This window comes from Bradyrhizobium sp. 33ap4 (genome assembly GCF_032654765.1).
Taxonomy (GTDB): domain Bacteria; phylum Pseudomonadota; class Alphaproteobacteria; order Rhizobiales; family Xanthobacteraceae; genus Bradyrhizobium; species Bradyrhizobium australafricanum.
Genome location: NZ_JAUMTJ010000006.1, coordinates 155,712 through 172,487, shown reverse-complemented (window position 1 = coordinate 172,487; position 16,776 = coordinate 155,712). Strand labels below are relative to the sequence as shown.

Here is a 16,776-nt window from a genome sequence, read left to right as displayed (position 1 = left end):
GCTCCCTTTTCAAAGCGCTCGCCGGCCGCTACATCCGGCGCATGCCGCTTCATCTCATCAAGCTCGCCGTCGGTTGCGACTCCGTCAAGGAACTCAAGGGCTGGGTTGCCGAACGGATGGCGACCGCGAAGAAAAAGGGCCTGCCGCTCCGTCACGTCCACATCACGCGGATGACGCCGAAGCGCGAGGAGGAGATCCTTGCCGGCGGCTCGCTCTATTGGGTGATCCGCGGCGAGATCGCCGCGCGCGAGAAGATCATCGCCATCGAGCCGTTCCGCGACAAGGACGGCATCGGACGCTGCCGGCTGGTGATGCAGCCCAAGGTGATCGCGGTCTCGCCGCGGCCGATGCGGCCGTTCCAGGGCTGGCGCTACCTGACCGCAGACTCCGCGCCGGCCGATCTCACCAAGTCGAGCGCCGCCAGCGTGGCATCGATGCCCGAGCCGATGCGCCGCGAGTTGCGCGACCTCGGCTTGCTGTAAGCAATCGGGCTGCTCTGAGCAATCGAACGGCAGTGATCCGGGATCACTGGGTCACGAGATGCAGCCGAGCCCATTCTGAGGCCGGGACCTCGACATAACGGCCACCCGCCCTGTCGGCGGTGACGTCGAACAGTTCATGGCCGATCCCCATCTCGCTGAGATATCTCCGGAACTGATCGGTGAAGATTGTGGTAAGGCTTTCGCGGTGCTCGGCAGAGACGTTGGGTGCGAGCCGGTCGTAGATCTGCATCCTTGCGGTCAGGATGACGCGGTTGCCGGGCGGCAGGTTACGATGCACGCCGCCCGCAAGCATCAATACACATGCAAGCTCGCAGGGCACACCGGAGAGCTTTTCCTTCGCATCCAGCGGGCCGCCAGGCCGCTTCAGTGCAAAGCATTCCTCCTCGGGTTTTCCGTTGCATGCCTCGACCTCGGTTGCCGCCACCGCCGCATCGACCGAGGCTGGCAGCGACGGTGAGGTCGGAGCCCGGTTTGACATTGATCACCACCGGCAGCTTGCGTCCGTTCTGCCGGTCGAGGATCGCTAGCAGGCGCTTGTAGGTGTCCCATTGCACCGCGCCTTCGGCCGCGATCCAGTTCGAGCAGCCGGGGCCGCAGGCATCAGGCGCACCATGCGCGACGTAGAAGATCATGGCGCCGGGCGCCGAATTGACGCCGCCGACCGGCGGCCGGGTCTGTGCCTGCGTCCCAGCCGCGGCCAGCAGCGCGATGCCAAGAACAATGCCTTGCCTGAAGTAATGGTTCATTCCGATCGCCCTTGAAAGGCGCGATCATCCATGCGTCGCGAGCGTGGCGCAAGCACCCGGCCGCACAGATGAGGCCGAGCCCTCATTACAGGCTCGCATCCTCTCTGCGCATGAACCGTTTCACACTTTTCCGGTCCGGTCTCAGACCGCGATATTGTCGATCAGGCGCGTGCTGCCGAGCTTTGCCGCCACCAGCATCCGCATCGGGCCGTCCTTCGGCGAGCCGATCGGCGCCAGGGAGGCGGCGTGGCGCACTTCGAGATAATCGAGCACGAAGCCGGCCCTGGTGATCGCCGCGGCGCCGTCAGCCATTGCGGTCGCGGTATCCTCGCCGGCGCGCAGGCGGCCGGCCGTTTGCTTCATCACCCGGTGAAGCTCAGGGGCGGCGCGCCGTTCCTCCGGCGAGAGGTAGACGTTGCGTGACGACATCGCGAGACCGTCGCGCTCGCGCACCGTTTTGGATCCGATCACCTTGACCCCGAGGTCGAGGTCCGCGGCCATCTGGGTGACGACCCGGAGCTGCTGAAAGTCCTTCTCGCCAAAGATCGCGACGTCGGGCCGGACCTGGGTGAACAGCTTGCCGACCACGGTGGCGACGCCGCCGAAGAAATGCGGCCGGAAGCGATCCTCGAGCCCGGCGGTGGCCGGCCCCTCCGGCACGATCCTGGTGGCGAAGCCGTCCGGGTACATCGCCTTCACCTCGGGATGCCAGATCAGGTCGACGCCCTCGGCGGCGAGCTTGGCGACGTCGGCTTTCCAGGTGCGCGGATAGGAGCCGAAATCTTCGGTCGGCGCGAACTGGGTCGGGTTGACGAAGATCGAGACGACGACCCGCTTGGCGCGGCGCTTGGCGAGCCGCACCAGCGACACATGGCCGTCATGGAGCGCTCCCATGGTTGGGACCAGCGCGACGGTTGCCTTCTTGACGCGCAGCGTGTCGACGGCGCGACGAAGGGCGGGGACGGTACGGACGACGGTGGGATTTCTCGGCATCTGGTCTCGGCTCGTGGGGCAATCCGGGTGGGAACGAATCTGGGCGGGGCGGGTTGGCGTTCGGCAGGTCACGCAGCTTACCAAGTCCGAACCACGATCGGCAAACCGGCCGATAAGCCTTACACGATCTCGAACGTGCGCGGATCAAAGCCGCCGATCGACGCAGCAGTCTTGCTTGATCGATTCATCAGCACCGCCGCAATCGATTTCCTGTCGCAGCGATGCATTTCACTTGACCGCAGCGGCGCTCGCTTTGAAGATCATTGCGGGGATTTGAATCATGTTGGTGCAGGCTCGTCAGGGTCAATCCGGCTCCGCACATGTCATCGTGCTGGGCAACGAGAAGGGTGGATCGGGAAAGTCGACCACCGCCCTGCATATCGCCGTCGCGCTGCTGAAGGCCGGGCAACGCGTCGCCAGCATCGATCTCGACTGCCGCCAGCAGAGCTTCACCCGCTACATCAGCAATCGCCAGGCCTGGGCGCGACGCACCGGGCTCGACCTCGAGCTCCCGGCACACCACTGCATCAAGTACGGCGAGACGATGCAGATCGAGGAGAACGAGAACGCGGAATTCCAGCAGTTCATGGCCGCTGTGAGCGCGGTGGAACGCGCCTGTGATTTCATCGTCATCGATACCCCGGGCGCGGACAGCTACCTGATGCGGCTCGCGCATTCGATGGCCGACACTTTGGTAACCCCGATCAACGACAGCTTCCTCGATTTCGACGTGCTCGGCACCGTCGATCCCGCGACCTATGCGGTGACCGGCGAGAGCCATTATGCGGAGATGGTGCGCGACACCAGACGCAAGCGCCGCCAGCTCGATGGCGCCTCGACCGACTGGATCGTGGTGCGCAACCGGCTCTCGATGCTCGGCTCGCGCAACAAGCAGCTGGTGGCCGACGGCTTGAAACAGCTCTCGCTGCGGCTCGGGTTCCGTGCGGTCGACGGCTTTGCCGAGCGGGTGGTCTATCGCGAATTCTTCCCGCGCGGGCTGACGGCGCTCGACGACATCGACGAGGCGACGCTCGGCACCCGCCCGAGCCTCGGTCACGTCACCGCCCGCGAGGAGGTAATGAGCCTGCTGCGCCAGCTCAAGCTGCCGCTCGACGAGCGCGGCCGCCGCAGGGCCGCCAACCGGGCCGAATGGTTCAGCCAGGTCGACAAGCCGCTGGAAGTCGACGACATCATCGGCGGCTAGACCGCCGGGCACTCCTTCTGGCAGGTTCCAGGGCGTCGGGCGTCCAGGAAGTGACTATCGTCACTTCCTGGCCCGTCCAGAAGAACGGTAGTCTTGCGGGGTTTTCGGCCACTCCGTCGCCAATATGCCGGAACAAAGCTGGCCAGATCCGGTTTTCCCAAGCCAGCCGCGTTTCCGCTCCCCGTCGGTTGGTCTTGAGGTATTATCGTGCCGCAGAACCATGGCGCCAGAAGCGAATGCACAAAGGTTGTGTGCACCGCACAATGAACGTGCTGCGAAGTCCCAACTTTTAGACTTCCTGTCACAGCGCTGTGACATATATTCTCAAAAGGAGGCCGAAGAGTCTCCGGCCAAGAATAGCCCTAAAAAGGCGGGCACCTCGAGGACGTCATGAAGCGTGGAATTCTCGTTCTGCTTTCTCTCTCCGTGGTGATCACGGCGGCCTATTTTACCGCGAGCAAGTGGGCGATCCGTCATGAAACTCTCATGTTCAAGGACCCGACGCGCGATGAGCGGCCGGTCGCGGTCGACGTTGCCGTGCGCTTCGACAAGGAGATGCAGGCCGACGCTGGCATGATCACGCTGCCGGTTGCGATCCTCAATCATGGCAATACCGTCAAATTCACCGAATATTCCTTCCTCGCGAACGTGTTCGCGGCGCGCGGCTATCTGACCATCAGCATTCAGAACGACCTGCCGTCGGACGGACCGATGGTGACCAAGGTCGGTGAGCTCTATGTCGGCCGCCTGCCGCAGTACCAGCGCGGCATCACCAACATCAAGTTCGCGATCGAGGAGATGAAGAAGCGCAAGCCGAACGCGGACTACAGCAAGCTGACGATGGTCGGCCATTCCAATGGCGGCGATATCGCGATGTATTTCGCCAAGCAATATCCGGACGAGATCAAGAAGGTGGTGACGCTGGACAATCTGCGCGTGCCGTTCATGACCGACGGCAAGTTCAAGATCCTGTCGTTCCGTTCGCATGACTCGCAGTTCAAGCCGGATCCGGGCGTCGTTCCCGATGCCGACGAATGCGAGAAGGCCGGCATCACCGTGGTGAACACCAACTTCCAGCACAACGACATGCGTGACACCGGGCCCGAGAAGGCCAAGGACTCGATCCAGGCCATGCTCGATAAATTCCTCGCCGATACCGACAGCGCTGTCGCGCCGGTCGACACCAGGAATGCGCCGCCGAAGATTCTGGAGCCCGGTCCCGTCTCGCTTTACGTGCCGGTCGAGAAACCTCAGACCTTGACCGATAAGCTCAAGAAGTCGCTCTCGCTGACCAAGACCGAGACGAAGAAGGATCCGTCGGTCACGAATTGACCGGGCGGCTCGCGGTCCAGGCTGGCCTCTCACGTTGACCAATCCACTGCCGCGGCCCACATAGTGTTTGCTGTACGAGGCAAGCGCTGATGGCCGGCAAGACGATCAAACCGACATCCGGAAGCGATGTACGCCCGGCCCATGCGCCTGGCGTGCCGGCATCCAGCGCGAACGACATCGCGGCATTCGTCGCCAAGGCGCGGGCGATGTCGCCGCATCGCGCCGGCGCCCACGGCAGGCTGGTGTTCGCGCTCGACGCCACGATGAGCCGGCAGCCGACATGGGACATGGCGTGCACGCTGCAGGCGGACATGTTCCGCGAGGCCGGCGCGCTCGGCAGTCTCGATATCCGCCTCGTCTATTATCGCGGCTTCAATGAATGCCGTGCGTCGGGCTGGATCTCCGACAGCGCGCAGCTCGCGCGGCTGATGAGCAAGATCGATTGCCAGGGCGGCAACACCCAGATCGGCAAGGTGCTGTCCGAGACGCGTCGCGAAGCGGTCGAGGCAGGGGTGCGCGCCTTGGTGTTCGTCGGCGACGCGATGGAGGAGAGCGCCGACGATCTCTGCGCCAAAGCCGGTGAGCTCGGCCTGCTCAAGGTGCCGGTCTTCATGTTCCAGGAGGGCAGGGATGCGACCGCCGAGCAAACGTTTCGCGAGATCGCGCGACTGACCGGCGGCGCCTGGTGCAGGTTCGATCCCGGCGCGGCCGCCCAGCTCCGCGAATTGCTGCGTGCCGCCGCAGCCTATGCCGCCGGCGGCCGCGAGGCGCTGCTGCAACTGGCGAAGACGACGAGCGGCGCGGCGAAGCTGATCGGCCAGATGAAATAGCGCCGCGTCGCGTCAGGCTCCGCCTGATGCCGGGGAGACGAAGCTTCGCATGCTTTTTGCCGCCGGGCCGCCTATATTCCCGACATGCCAACGCTGATCGCCGGCGTCATCGCCGTTGTCGTCCTTTATTCCGCGCTGCAGATGTTCCGTGCGGCCAATCCCGCCGTGCTTGCGCGCGCGATCAAGATCGGCGGCGGGGTGCTCGCGCTGGCGGTCGCGGCCTTTACCGGCGTGCGGGGCGAACTGGCGGTGGCAATTCCGCTCGGCATTTTCGGCGCCGGACTGCTCGGCTGGTCGCCGTTCGGAAGCACCGGATTTCCCAATCTCGGCGGTATGTTCGGCGGTTCGCGCAGCCAGGGACAAAGCTCGCGGGTGCGCTCGCAATATCTCGATATGACCCTCGATCACGGCAGCGGCGTGCTCAGGGGCCAGATCGTGGCCGGACCGCAGGCCGGCCGCATGCTCGATGAGTTCGACCTGTCGCAGCTATTGGCGATGGTCCCGAGCTTCGACGCCGAGAGCGTCGCGCTACTTGAAAGCTATCTGGACCGCCGCTTTCCCGCCTGGCGTCAGGACGCACAGGGCGACCGGGCACGGGGGCAGGGCCGTGCGGCGTCGGGCGGCAAAATGACGAACGAGGAGGCCTATCAGATCCTTGGCCTGCAGCCGGGAGCGTCGCGCGACGACATCAGCCGGGCTCACCGAACCCTGATGAAGAAACTCCATCCCGACCAGGGGGGCTCGACGTACCTCGCGGCCCGTGTGAACGAGGCCAAGGACACTCTGCTTCGCACGCATCTCTAACTCCGGCTACGCTACCAACGCCACAGCCGAGAGCTGCCTTCCGTTTCTGATTGATGCCCCGTCTGGCCCGCCGCTTCCGGCGTGGCCGATCGCTCTTTCGGGAAAACTTAACCGTAAAATCTTGACGAGAAGTTTCATGGTTGCGCCGCTCGCGGACGGCCGGCTGTTTTCGCGGCGGCAAAAGCAAAACGGCCGGCGCTTGCGGCGCCGGCCGTTCGAAATCAGCAGATGCTGACGATCAGTTGCGAACGGTGATGCAGGAGATCTCAGCGCGCTTCAGCGTCTTGCAAGCCGCCTCGGCCTGATCGCGCTCGAGGCCGGCAAAACGGGCGCGATAGAGCTTGCGATTATCCTTGGCGACCACCTCGGTAAACGGGTCCGCCTTGCTGAGCAGGCCGCGGGCCGAGCTGCGCGCCAGGTCGATGCGCTTGTTGGCTTCGCCCTCGGACTCCAGCGCGCCAACCTGGATGATCCAGCCGGTATGCGCGGCGCTCGGCTTTGCTGAGCTGGTCGGCGGGGCGGCCTGCACGCTGCGGGTTGCAGATTCGATCGACGCGACGGCCTGCGGCGCCGGGGTAGCAGGTGCATGGACGGCCGAGGCCGGCAGCACGCCGAGGATGCCGTTGCCGGTGCCGAAATTGGCCGGCTGCGGCGGCATTTCCGGCCTCGAGGTCTCGGCGGCCCGCGCCATCATCGCATTGGAGGTCTCGGGGACCTCGCCGCGCGAGGGGATCGTGTTGGTGATCGGAGGCGCGGACTGCGCCGGGCCAGCCGCGGCGAGCTTGATCTGGCCGGCCTTGACCTGCACCGTCTTCACCTTGACCGGCTTCATCGGTTCAGCCGAGCCGGGGATCGCGGCGATCGGCTGGGTCTGGATCACGCCTGAGGTCAGCGGCGCCGGCTCGGGCTTGGCCTGCGGCTCCGGCTTGGCCGGGAGCGGCGGCAGCGCAGCGGCGGCCGCCGCCATCAGCGAGGGCTTGCTGGCCGGGCGCGGCGCCTGGATCGCGGCAGCTGCAGCGGCGGGCTCCGATGCCGCGACGGGCGAGGTGTCCGGCGCGCGCGCATTATCCGCGTCGGCGACCTCGACATTGGCGTCGGCCGGATTGCGTTCGGTGATCGCGGCGGCAGTGCGGGTGGTCGCGGCCTTCCCGACGTTCTCGGCGAGCAGGTTGCGCATGATGGCGTCACGCGAGCCGCCGCTGCGGCCGCCTAGGACCACGCCGACCAGGAAGCGATTGCCGCGGCGCATCGAGGTCACGAGGTTGAAGCCGGAGGCGCGGGTGTAGCCGGTCTTGATACCGTCGACGCCCTCGACGTTGCCGAGCAGATGGTTGTGGTTGCGGATCGATTGGCCGCGGAAGTTAAACACCGAGGTCGAGAAGTAGCGGTAGTAGCGCGGGAAGCGGTCCTGGATCGCGCGGCCGAGGGTCGATTGATCGCGCGCCGTCGTCACCTGCTCATCGTTGGGCAGGCCGGAGGCGTTGCGATAAACGGTCCGGCTCATGCCGAGCGCGCGGGCCTTGCGGGTCATCATCCGGGCGAAATCGTCTTCGCTGCCGCCGATCGCCTCGGCGATCACGACCGCGGCGTCATTGGCCGAGCGGGTGACCAGGCCCTTGATGGCGTCTTCGACCTTGATGGTCGAGCCGGGCCGCAGGCCGAGCTTGGTCGGGTCCTGTTCGGAGGCGTGCTCGGACACCGGCATTTCGGTGTCGAGCTTCATCTTTCCGGAATCGAGGCGCTCGAACAGCAGATAGAGCGTCATGATCTTGGTCAGCGAGGCTGGGTGGCGCAGGCCGTCGGGACTGGTGGCGGTCAGCACCGAACCGGTGTTGCCGTCGACGATGATCGACGCGAATTGCGGGCTGTAGCTCTCGCGCGCTTCCTGGCTGTGGTGGTGACGGGCGTAGTGGCGCCGGTGACGGCGCGCCTCGGCGCTATCACTCGTGATCAGGATCGCCGTCGTGACGGTCACGAGCCCAAGAACGCCAACTCGCAGCGCCCGCGAGGAGGCCAAGGTTGTTCGAAGCATCTACTTCCCCGTCCCAATTTCTATCTAGATCACTGGCTCGTGAGGCGAAATTGTGCCCGGCGGCCATCGATCCTTGCCTGCGCAACAAACCACTTCGGGCAGAACCATCGGCCGAGGTGGCGGCTCAGGTCGCTCTTCTAGCTAAGGTGTTGTTCACAAACAGCTTTCGAGGCTGTCTGTCGGAAGGCGAACAAAGTCCGGGAATCAGGTTAGGCGGACCGAGTTTCCAAAAGATTAAGCAACCGTTGCGTAGTCCCCCGGGGTTTATCGCGAATGCCGGAGATTCGGGGTTGTGGGGTTGTGGGATTGTGCGACGCACAATATTCGTTGACTCTATTGTGCGATGCGATATGGCTATCGGCGTCAGGGGGCCGGGAGCTTCCCGGCAATGGGAATTTGCGCCTTCAAGTCTGGGAAAAGGAATTCCATCCATGGTCAAGATCGAAGACATTCAGAACTACGGCAAAGAGCATTTCGAGTCGGTCACCGCGTCGGCGAACAACCTGCAGAGCGGCGTTCAGGCCATCGCCACCGCCTATGGCGACTATGCCAAGAAGTCCTTTGAGGACACCAAGTCGTTCGTCGAGAAGCTGTCGGGCGTGAAGTCGCTGGACAAGGCGCTCGAGGCGCAGACCGAGTACCTGCGCTCGTCCTACGAGACCTTCGTTGCGGAATCGCAGAAGATCGCCGGCCTGTACAGCGACTGCGCCAAGCAGACCTTCAAGCCCTATGAGGGTCTGGTCTCCAAGTTCGCGCCCGCTGCTCAGTAAGCGCAGCGGACCAAGACAAGCGAAAAGCCCGGCTGTTTGGCCGGGCTTTTTTGCTGTGCCTGAAGCGGGGACTATTTGGCCAGCCGCAGCTTGCTGAGGGCGGTTCCGATCGTGTTGAACGTCGTCAGGATCTGGGTCGAGCTGGTCAGCATGAAGAATTTGTCGGGCGTGCTGGCGCAATTCTTCAGGACGGTCGAGGTCGGATCGGCGGGCGAGTGCGTGTTCACCTGGATCGTGTAGATCGTGTACAGCGGCTGGCCGCTGGAGTCCTTCGCGGCCTGCAGATTCTGGCACAGCAGGGCCTGCCTGGCGTCGATCGGGTTGCCGGAGGCCTGCGTGCGGCCGTCGCCGTATTCGGGCCAGCGGTCCTCGGTGTTCAGACCGTCGGACAAGAGAATGATGACCCGGTTGTAGGTGGTGTTGGAGTCCTCCGCCGGCGTGTTCAACGGGCCGCCCACCAGTAGCGACTGCCATGCCCACGCCAGGCCGACCGCCTGGTTGGTGCCGCCGGTCGGCTGCATCGCGTTGACCGCATTTTTGAGCGCGGTCCAGTTGTAGCTCAACGGAATGATCGGCTCGAGCTGCGGCGAGGAGTTGCTGCTGCAGTAGGAGTAGCCGTTCTCAAAGAGCTCGTTGGCCGGGAAAAGCGTGGTGACGTCGGATGACGCCGGCAGCACGCCGGTCGCATCATTCGGCTGGGTGCGGTCGGCGATGCAGCCCGTCCAGTTGCCGATCGGGTTGGTGGACGCTTGCCGCCAGTCGTTTTTCACGGTGGGGATCTGGTTGGTCGAGGTCCATTGATTGTTGGTCCATCCGACGACGGCGCTGACCCGGGGCTGGCCCTGATTGTCGGCCGTGTCGTTGGGGCCGGGCTGCGTCCAGTCGTGGGTATACAGCTTGCCGGTGCATTGATAGACGCCGCCGGAGGTGCCGCAACTGCAGCCGGAGACATCGTTACCCGACGAATTCTTCGGACAGCTGCACGACGTCGAGCCGCTGCAGAACACGCCGGTGCCGACCTGCGTGCTCACCCAGCAGCCATTGTAGCGCGTGTAGGAGTTCGCATCGACGCTGGGGCAGATGTAGCCTGAATAGGTCCCGCTCGAGGGGATGTAGTTCGCGCTGCCCGTATTTGTCGGGCTCTTCTGGCAGGTGAAGCCGCCGTTGTTGTTGGTCCACGGGCATCGCGCACCGGGTCCGACCGCGTGCCAGTTCATCGGCAGGCTTGCCTGCATGGTGCCGTTGGCGGGCTGCGTGGTCGGGGGATTGAGCCAGTCGGTCCAGTCGATCCAGCTCTGACCGACATTGCTGGTGCCGACATTGACGACCTTCTCGAACGGAATGACGGAGATATAGACGTCACCATTGTTCTTGCTCAGCGCGCTGAGCTGGTCGATCAGCCCGCCGGTTCCGGCCACCGCGTTGCGCAGCGCGGTGATCTTGTTGTCGTCCGACATCGATCCCGTGTTGTCGAGGGCGAGGGCGACGCGCATCTTGACGTTGCCCCAGGTGGTGGTCGTCGAGCTCTTGAAACCCAGCGTCGGAAAACCGGCCAGCTGCATGAAATCGGATTTGATGTGGCCGGATCCGCCCAGCAGGATGGTGGCCGCCGCGCTCGAGGTCGGGGTGGTGTAGTTCGCCGTGACGGAAATGCCCTGGCCGTCCTTATTGGTGTAAAGCGCGGTGAAATAGGTCTGCGCCTTGCTCGGGATATCCGCAGCCGTGATGTTGCCCATGGTCAGATCCTTGGACAGCATCAGCGCGGTCGAATCGAGGGCTGCCTGCATCGCGGAGCGGGCGTTGTTGGCGCGGGTATAGTCGATCGCGGCTCCCACGAAAGCGAGGAGCGGCAGCATTGCGAAGGTGAAGATCACCGCGACATTGCCGTTATTTGCCCTGGAAAACCGGCGAGCAACCGCGCAGACGCGATCGGAAATGGCTGAACCAAGCATGGCACTCTCGTCGAAATGGATTGCGGTGGCATCTCGACCGGCGCCGCTAAACAGATGGTGAATCGGGCGCGGGAAACCCGGCAGGGCGGCGCGGGGGAGGCTCAAAAGCCGGGCAAAAGCGCTCGCTATCCTCAATGACGTCTAAATTGGCCGCCCGACTCCTTTGTCAAATCGGGCAGAAATGATTAACCTTCCGAGGGTTGCCGCGCCCGGAATCGGACCGGTGGGCCGCGCCGGGTCTGCGCTTGCGGCTGGGCCTCGCGAGGCCCATATTCGGGAAGTCGATCCGGCCGCCGGATCGGACCGGGAGCGGCAATCTGGAAAGCATTGCTGGGGGTTCCGCGATCAGTCTTGCGGCAATCGCGACCACCATCCAATTGCCATCCGGTTTCCCGCCATCCGGTTTCCCTTGGGGAATTCGAACGCCTGAGCCATGTTGCGATCCACGTTGACAGTCCCGATTTCCGAGCCGGTTTCGTCGATGCCGGCGGTGGCCGCCGCGCCGGCGCCGAAAATGAACAATGATGACAACCGCAATGGGACGGGCAACGGCCCCTCGACCTCGGTCATCACCAAGGTCAAGCCGAAGACCAAGCGTCCGAACCTGTACCGAGTCCTGATCCTGAACGACGACTACACGCCGATGGAGTTCGTCGTTCACGTGCTGGAACGATTCTTCAACAAGGACGCCGAGGCGGCGACCAAGATCATGCTGCACGTTCATCACCACGGGATCGGCGAGTGCGGCGTTTTTACCTACGAGATCGCCGAGACCAAGGTGACGCAAGTCATGGACTTCGCGCGCAAGCACCAGCATCCACTGCAGTGCGTGATGGAAAAGAAATAGGTCGCTGGAACGACTGACCCGCCGCGAGGCGCGGAATGGGTCTTGCATCGCGGTTTTTGATGGTGGTGAACGGCGTTCCCGTACGATCACGGGCGTCGCCGCGCGACGCCCCGATGCCCCGAATTTAGAAGAAAACCATCATCGCGGGACCGGTCTTTCGCCACGATCCGTCGTAACTATATCAAAGACGATCACGAAGGTTGTTATTGCCTGACCCGGTAATGGCGATCATGATGGCAGGGGGCCATAGAGGACGCGAATGCCAACTTTTTCCCAAAGCCTTGAACAGTCGCTGCACCGTGCATTGGCGATCGCAAACGAGCGCCACCATCAATACGCGACGCTCGAACATCTGCTGCTGTCGCTGATCGATGACTCGGATGCGGCGGCTGTGATGCGGGCCTGCAGCGTCGATCTCGACAAGCTCAGGACCAGCCTCGTTAATTATCTCGAGACCGAATTCGAAAACCTGGTGACTGACGGCGCCGATGACGCGAAGCCGACCGCCGGGTTCCAGCGCGTGATCCAGCGCGCGGTGATTCACGTCCAGTCGTCCGGTCGCGAGGAAGTGACCGGCGCCAACGTCCTGATCGCGATCTTCGCCGAGCGCGAGAGCCACGCCGCGTACTTCCTGCAGGAGCAGGACATGACGCGCTACGACGCCGTCAACTACATCAGCCACGGCATCGCCAAGCGGCCCGGCGTGTCCGAGGCGCGGCCGGTGCGCGGCGTCGACGAGGAAACCGAGACCAAGGGCAACGAGGACGCCAAGAAGAAGGGCGAGGCGCTCGAGACCTATTGCGTCAACCTCAACAAGAAGGCGCGCGACGGCAAGATCGATCCGGTGATTGGCCGCAATGCCGAGATCAACCGTGCGATCCAGGTGCTGTGCCGCCGCCAGAAGAACAACCCGCTGTTCGTCGGCGAAGCCGGCGTCGGCAAGACTGCGATCGCCGAAGGCCTCGCCAAGCGCATCGTCGACAGCGATGTGCCGGAAGTGCTGGCGGCCGCGACCGTGTTCTCGCTCGACATGGGCACGCTGCTTGCGGGCACCCGCTATCGCGGTGATTTCGAGGAGCGGCTCAAACAGGTCCTGAAGGAACTGGAGGCGCATCCGAACGCCATCCTGTTCATCGACGAGATCCACACCGTGATCGGCGCCGGCGCCACCTCCGGCGGCGCGATGGATGCGTCCAATCTGCTGAAGCCCGCGCTGGCTTCGGGCACGATCCGCTGCATGGGCTCGACCACCTACAAGGAATACCGTCAGCACTTCGAGAAGGACCGCGCGCTGGTGCGGCGCTTCCAGAAGATCGACGTCAACGAGCCGACGGTGGAAGACGCAATCGCGATCCTCAAGGGCCTGAAGCCCTATTTCGAGGATTACCATCGGCTGAAATACACCAACGAGGCGATCGAGGCGGCGGTGCAGCTGTCGTCGCGCTACATCCACGACCGCAAGCTGCCCGACAAGGCGATCGACGTGATCGACGAGTCCGGCGCGGCGCAGATGCTGGTCGCCGAGAGCAAGCGCAAGAAGACGATCGGCATCAAGGAGATCGAGACCACGATCGCGACCATGGCGCGGATCCCGCCGAAGAGCGTGTCGAAGGACGATGCCGAGGTGCTGAAGCATCTCGAGCAGACCTTGAAGCGCACGGTGTTCGGCCAGGACAAGGCGATCGAGTCGCTGGCGGCGTCGATCAAGCTGGCGCGAGCCGGCCTGCGCGAGCCGGAGAAGCCGATCGGCAGCTATTTGTTCTCGGGTCCGACCGGCGTCGGCAAGACCGAGGTGGCGAAGCAACTGGCGGCGTCGCTCGGTGTCGAGCTGCTGCGCTTCGACATGTCCGAATATATGGAGCGGCACACCGTGTCGCGCCTGATCGGCGCGCCTCCCGGCTATGTCGGTTTCGACCAGGGCGGCCTGCTCACCGATGGCGTGGACCAGCATCCGCATTGCGTCGTGCTGCTCGACGAAATCGAGAAGGCGCACCCGGATCTCTACAACGTGCTGCTGCAGATCATGGATCATGGCCGGCTCACCGACCACAACGGCAAGCAGGTCAACTTCCGCAACGTGATCCTGATCATGACCACGAATGCCGGCGCGGCCGATCTTGCGCGGCAGGCCTTCGGCTTCACCCGCTCGAAGCGGGAAGGCGACGATCACGAGGCGATCAATCGCCAGTTCGCGCCGGAGTTCCGCAACCGGCTGGATGCGATCGTCTCCTTCGCGCACCTCAATGCCGAGGTGATCGGCATGGTGGTCGAGAAGTTCGTGCTGCAGCTTGAGGCGCAACTCGCCGACCGCGACGTCACGATCGAGCTGTCCGAGCCTGCAAAGGCCTGGCTGATCGAGCACGGCTATGACGAGCAGATGGGCGCACGTCCGATGGCGCGCATCATCCAGGAACACATCAAGAAGCCGCTCGCGGATGAGGTGCTGTTCGGTCAGCTCAAGGGCGGCGGACACGTCCGCGTCATCCTGGTCAAGGACGAGGCGACTGCCAAGGACAAGATCGGCTTCGAATATGTCGAGGGCCCGGTCACGCCGAAGCCCGAGAACCTGCCGCCGCGCAAGCGCAAGCCGCCGAAGGGCGGTCCCAACGGCGGCGGAGGCGGCACCAAGGGGCCGGCCTCAAAGGGACCGATGGTCAAGGTCTGAGGCGCGAGCGAACAACCAAACGAAAAGGCCGGCTGAACAGCCGGCCTTTTTGTTTCTGGCGGTGGGAGGGGCGTCTCCGTGCCTTCACTCGCCCTTCAGCCGCTGACCCTCCTGGACTCGCACCCGGTCGGCGCCGCGGCTGCCGGCGGAGGACAGCCGGAGCGTGCTGAGCGCAGCTCCCACGACGGCAAAGCCGACGCCGACCATCAGCGAGATCCGGGTGCCGTCAGCCGGATAGCGCGCCAGCAGCAGCGCCACCAGAGCGGCGCCGATGGTCTGTCCGAGCAGGCGCGCGGTCCCTAACATGCCGCTGGCGCCGCCCGAGCGCTCGCGCGGGGCGGCGGCGATCATGGTGCGGTTGTTTGGGGTCTGGAACAGGCCGAAGCCGGCACCGGCGAGCGCCATGCGCCAGATCACGTCGACCGGCGTCGCGTTGGCCGGCATCAGGGCCAGCGTGCCCAATCCCGTCGCGAACAGCAGCAGGCCGATGCCGCCGAGCAGGCCGGCCGGATAGCGTTCCACCAGCCAGCCCGCGAGCGGGGCAGCGAACGCGACCGCGATCGGCCAAGGCGTGATCAACAGGCCGATCTGAACCGCCGAATATCCGAAATGATTTTCCAGATAGAACGGCATCGCGACAAAGGCCAGCATCTGGCCGCAGAACGAGGCGATCGAGGTGCCGATCGAGAGTGCGAAGATCGGAATCCGCAGCAGGTCGACGGGCAGCAGCGGCGAGGGCAGATGCTGCTGCCGCCGGTACAGCAAATGCGAGGCGACCGCGGCGACAGCGAACTCCAATGCGCAGAGATACAGCGACCCGCCATGGCCGGCGCTGTCGATCGCGCTGATACCGAACCCGAACGCGATGGCGCTCAGCGCGGCGCTCTGCCAGTCGAAGGCGTGAACCGCCGGCCTGGTGTGCGGCAGGAAGCGCCAGCCCAGCGCCAGCGTGACGATACCGAGCGGGATATTGATGGCGAACAGATACGGCCAGGTCCCGACCGCCAGGATGAACGAGGCGATGGTCGGGCCGACCGCGGCCGAGATCGCGACCACCAACGCGTTGACGCCGATGCCGCGGCCGAGCAGCGAATGCGGATAGATGAAGCGGACCAGCGCGGTGTTGACGCTGAGGATGCCTGCAGCGCCAAACCCCTGCAGGATGCGGCCGACCGTCAGCAGCGGCAGCGTGTGCGACAGCGCGCAGAACAGCGAGGCCAGCGTGAACAGCAACAGCCCCGCCAGATAGACGCGGCGATAGCCGATGATTTCGCCGAGCGAGGCCAGCGGCAGCAGCGAGATCGTGATCGCCAATTGATAGCCGTTGACGATCCAGATCGAGAACGCCGGGCTGGCGTTCAGATCCCGGGCAATGGTCGGCAGCGCAACGTTGGCGATCGAGCCGTCGACGACGGCCATCACGAGGCCGAGCGCGATCGTGAGAATGGCCCAATTGCGCTGCGGCTGCGGCAGCCCGTCGGGATGCTCAATGATCGCGGACGACATGTCGTGGAGTGGCTCTCGGTTCCGGCGTTGCGGGGGTTACCGCATGCTGGATTAGCCCGGCCTTTGCAACCCCGAATGCCGGATGCCGGCCGCGACTGGAACGAGGGCTCCGAGCCGAGATGGCTCAGCCCTGGCCGAGCAATTCGTTGATGCGCCGCTGTAGCTGCCGCTTCTTGATCTCGCTGCGGCGGACCCGCTCGTCGAGATCGCTGACCGGCGTGTCGGAGGTCATGATCCGGAAGGCGAGGCCGACCTTGTTGGCCTGGCGCCAGATCAGGCGGGCCAGGAACGAGCGGCCCTTGCGTGCGACGCTGAGATTCATCTCTTCGGGCAAGTGCGCGGCATCGCTAAATTCAACGCAGGCACCGCCTTCGCTGATATTGCGGACGACGCAATCCATCGTCGAGCCGCGTCCATTGATCTCCGCAACCGCACCATAGAACACCTTCTCGCGTACGTTCTGGCGCCGGTCCTGCATGGGAAATCCTCCAAATGAACGGCACGACTGTACCGGTCCGCCCCAGCGAAAAGAAGGGCGCCGGGGAACCCGTTGCAGTTAGTGTAAATATTTGCATCCGTGAGGGCGTGGATT

Annotated in this window: 16 protein-coding genes; 8 read left to right on the top strand and 8 right to left on the bottom strand. The window is 64.3% G+C overall.

Annotation, left to right across the window (positions count from 1 at the left end):
* Positions 1-41: 41 nt before the first annotated feature.
* Positions 42-482, top strand: coding sequence for a DUF1489 family protein (locus Q2M23_RS06990; protein WP_028336418.1), 441 nt, complete (start codon positions 42-44; stop codon positions 480-482).
* Positions 483-525: 43 nt separating this feature from the next.
* Here the strand turns inward: Q2M23_RS06990 and Q2M23_RS06985 are convergent, their stop codons facing one another.
* The 3 genes from Q2M23_RS06985 to panC all read right to left on the bottom strand — a co-directional run bounded on the left by Q2M23_RS06985 (position 526) and on the right by panC (position 2,242).
* Positions 526-780 carry a hypothetical protein gene (locus Q2M23_RS06985; RefSeq protein ID WP_316395062.1) on the bottom strand — a complete coding sequence of 85 codons (255 nt, stop codon included), beginning with the start codon at positions 778-780 and terminating at the stop codon, positions 526-528.
* The gene (locus Q2M23_RS06980) at positions 770-1,249 is read right to left on the bottom strand and encodes a hypothetical protein (protein ID WP_316395060.1); all 480 of its coding nucleotides are present in this window, start codon (positions 1,247-1,249) and stop codon (positions 770-772) included. The genes Q2M23_RS06985 and Q2M23_RS06980 overlap by 11 nt, the downstream gene beginning before the upstream one ends.
* A gap of 141 nt (positions 1,250-1,390) precedes the next feature.
* Positions 1,391-2,242 carry a pantoate--beta-alanine ligase gene (gene panC / locus Q2M23_RS06975; protein ID WP_076834533.1) on the bottom strand — a complete coding sequence of 284 codons (852 nt, stop codon included), beginning with the start codon at positions 2,240-2,242 and terminating at the stop codon, positions 1,391-1,393.
* Positions 2,243-2,522: 280 nt separating this feature from the next.
* Between panC and Q2M23_RS06970 the strand changes: the two genes are divergently transcribed.
* From Q2M23_RS06970 to Q2M23_RS06955, 4 genes are all read left to right on the top strand, one after another.
* Positions 2,523-3,446 (top strand): division plane positioning ATPase MipZ, encoded by a 924-nt coding sequence (locus Q2M23_RS06970; protein ID WP_076834531.1) that lies wholly within the window; start codon positions 2,523-2,525, stop codon positions 3,444-3,446.
* Between the two features lie 390 nt (positions 3,447-3,836).
* Positions 3,837-4,778 carry an alpha/beta hydrolase gene (locus Q2M23_RS06965; protein ID WP_057020818.1) on the top strand — a complete coding sequence of 314 codons (942 nt, stop codon included), beginning with the start codon at positions 3,837-3,839 and terminating at the stop codon, positions 4,776-4,778.
* A gap of 89 nt (positions 4,779-4,867) precedes the next feature.
* Complete coding sequence (locus Q2M23_RS06960) at positions 4,868-5,608, top strand: VWA domain-containing protein (protein ID WP_168857453.1); 741 nt, start codon at positions 4,868-4,870, stop codon at positions 5,606-5,608.
* An 84-nt stretch (positions 5,609-5,692) separates the two neighbouring features.
* Positions 5,693-6,412 (top strand): DnaJ domain-containing protein, encoded by a 720-nt coding sequence (locus Q2M23_RS06955; RefSeq protein ID WP_168857452.1) that lies wholly within the window; start codon positions 5,693-5,695, stop codon positions 6,410-6,412.
* 238 nt (positions 6,413-6,650) lie between these two features.
* Here Q2M23_RS06955 and Q2M23_RS06950 read toward each other — a convergent pair whose 3' ends face one another.
* Positions 6,651-8,444, bottom strand: a complete 1,794-nt coding sequence (locus tag Q2M23_RS06950) for a serine hydrolase (protein WP_316395056.1) — start codon at positions 8,442-8,444, stop codon at positions 6,651-6,653.
* Positions 8,445-8,875: 431 nt separating this feature from the next.
* Here Q2M23_RS06950 and Q2M23_RS06945 point away from each other — a divergent pair, with 431 nt between their 5' ends.
* The gene (locus Q2M23_RS06945; RefSeq protein ID WP_016844841.1) at positions 8,876-9,214 is read left to right on the top strand and encodes a phasin family protein; all 339 of its coding nucleotides are present in this window, start codon (positions 8,876-8,878) and stop codon (positions 9,212-9,214) included.
* A 71-nt stretch (positions 9,215-9,285) separates the two neighbouring features.
* Here Q2M23_RS06945 and Q2M23_RS06940 read toward each other — a convergent pair whose 3' ends face one another.
* Positions 9,286-11,166 carry a TadE/TadG family type IV pilus assembly protein gene (locus tag Q2M23_RS06940; RefSeq protein WP_057020815.1) on the bottom strand — a complete coding sequence of 627 codons (1,881 nt, stop codon included), beginning with the start codon at positions 11,164-11,166 and terminating at the stop codon, positions 9,286-9,288.
* A 345-nt stretch (positions 11,167-11,511) separates the two neighbouring features.
* The gene (locus Q2M23_RS06935; RefSeq protein WP_156436563.1) at positions 11,512-11,688 is read right to left on the bottom strand and encodes a hypothetical protein; all 177 of its coding nucleotides are present in this window, start codon (positions 11,686-11,688) and stop codon (positions 11,512-11,514) included.
* Here Q2M23_RS06935 and clpS point away from each other — a divergent pair.
* Both clpS and clpA read left to right on the top strand, forming a co-directional pair.
* The gene (clpS, locus tag Q2M23_RS06930; protein ID WP_038385792.1) at positions 11,681-12,013 is read left to right on the top strand and encodes an ATP-dependent Clp protease adapter ClpS; all 333 of its coding nucleotides are present in this window, start codon (positions 11,681-11,683) and stop codon (positions 12,011-12,013) included. The genes Q2M23_RS06935 and clpS overlap by 8 nt on opposite strands.
* Before the next feature lie 259 nt (positions 12,014-12,272).
* The gene (gene clpA, locus Q2M23_RS06925; RefSeq protein WP_028336408.1) at positions 12,273-14,678 is read left to right on the top strand and encodes an ATP-dependent Clp protease ATP-binding subunit ClpA; all 2,406 of its coding nucleotides are present in this window, start codon (positions 12,273-12,275) and stop codon (positions 14,676-14,678) included.
* An 84-nt stretch (positions 14,679-14,762) separates the two neighbouring features.
* Here the strand turns inward: clpA and Q2M23_RS06920 are convergent, their stop codons facing one another.
* A complete protein-coding gene (locus tag Q2M23_RS06920; RefSeq protein ID WP_316395050.1) occupies positions 14,763-16,184 on the bottom strand; it encodes an MFS transporter in 1,422 nt (473 codons plus the stop codon).
* 124 nt (positions 16,185-16,308) lie between these two features.
* On the bottom strand, positions 16,309-16,662 hold the full coding sequence (locus Q2M23_RS06915) for a PilZ domain-containing protein (RefSeq protein ID WP_229160680.1): 354 nt from the start codon (positions 16,660-16,662) through the stop codon (positions 16,309-16,311).
* Between the last annotated feature and the right edge of the window lie 114 nt (positions 16,663-16,776).

Coding starts and splice junctions, on each gene's coding strand:
- Q2M23_RS06970 (WP_076834531.1), top strand. CDS start 2,523: ATGTTGGTGCAGGCTCGTCAGGGTCAATCCGGCTCCGCACATGTCATC.
- Q2M23_RS06990 (WP_028336418.1), top strand. CDS start 42: ATGCCGCTTCATCTCATCAAGCTCGCCGTCGGTTGCGACTCCGTCAAG.
- Q2M23_RS06965 (WP_057020818.1), top strand. CDS start 3,837: ATGAAGCGTGGAATTCTCGTTCTGCTTTCTCTCTCCGTGGTGATCACG.
- Q2M23_RS06915 (WP_229160680.1), bottom strand. CDS start 16,662: ATGCAGGACCGGCGCCAGAACGTACGCGAGAAGGTGTTCTATGGTGCG.
- Q2M23_RS06945 (WP_016844841.1), top strand. CDS start 8,876: ATGGTCAAGATCGAAGACATTCAGAACTACGGCAAAGAGCATTTCGAG.
- Q2M23_RS06940 (WP_057020815.1), bottom strand. CDS start 11,166: ATGCTTGGTTCAGCCATTTCCGATCGCGTCTGCGCGGTTGCTCGCCGG.
- Q2M23_RS06950 (WP_316395056.1), bottom strand. CDS start 8,444: ATGCTTCGAACAACCTTGGCCTCCTCGCGGGCGCTGCGAGTTGGCGTT.
- clpA (WP_028336408.1), top strand. CDS start 12,273: ATGCCAACTTTTTCCCAAAGCCTTGAACAGTCGCTGCACCGTGCATTG.
- Q2M23_RS06955 (WP_168857452.1), top strand. CDS start 5,693: ATGCCAACGCTGATCGCCGGCGTCATCGCCGTTGTCGTCCTTTATTCC.
- clpS (WP_038385792.1), top strand. CDS start 11,681: ATGAACAATGATGACAACCGCAATGGGACGGGCAACGGCCCCTCGACC.
- Q2M23_RS06920 (WP_316395050.1), bottom strand. CDS start 16,184: ATGTCGTCCGCGATCATTGAGCATCCCGACGGGCTGCCGCAGCCGCAG.
- Q2M23_RS06960 (WP_168857453.1), top strand. CDS start 4,868: ATGGCCGGCAAGACGATCAAACCGACATCCGGAAGCGATGTACGCCCG.
- panC (WP_076834533.1), bottom strand. CDS start 2,242: ATGCCGAGAAATCCCACCGTCGTCCGTACCGTCCCCGCCCTTCGTCGC.
- Q2M23_RS06980 (WP_316395060.1), bottom strand. CDS start 1,249: ATGAACCATTACTTCAGGCAAGGCATTGTTCTTGGCATCGCGCTGCTG.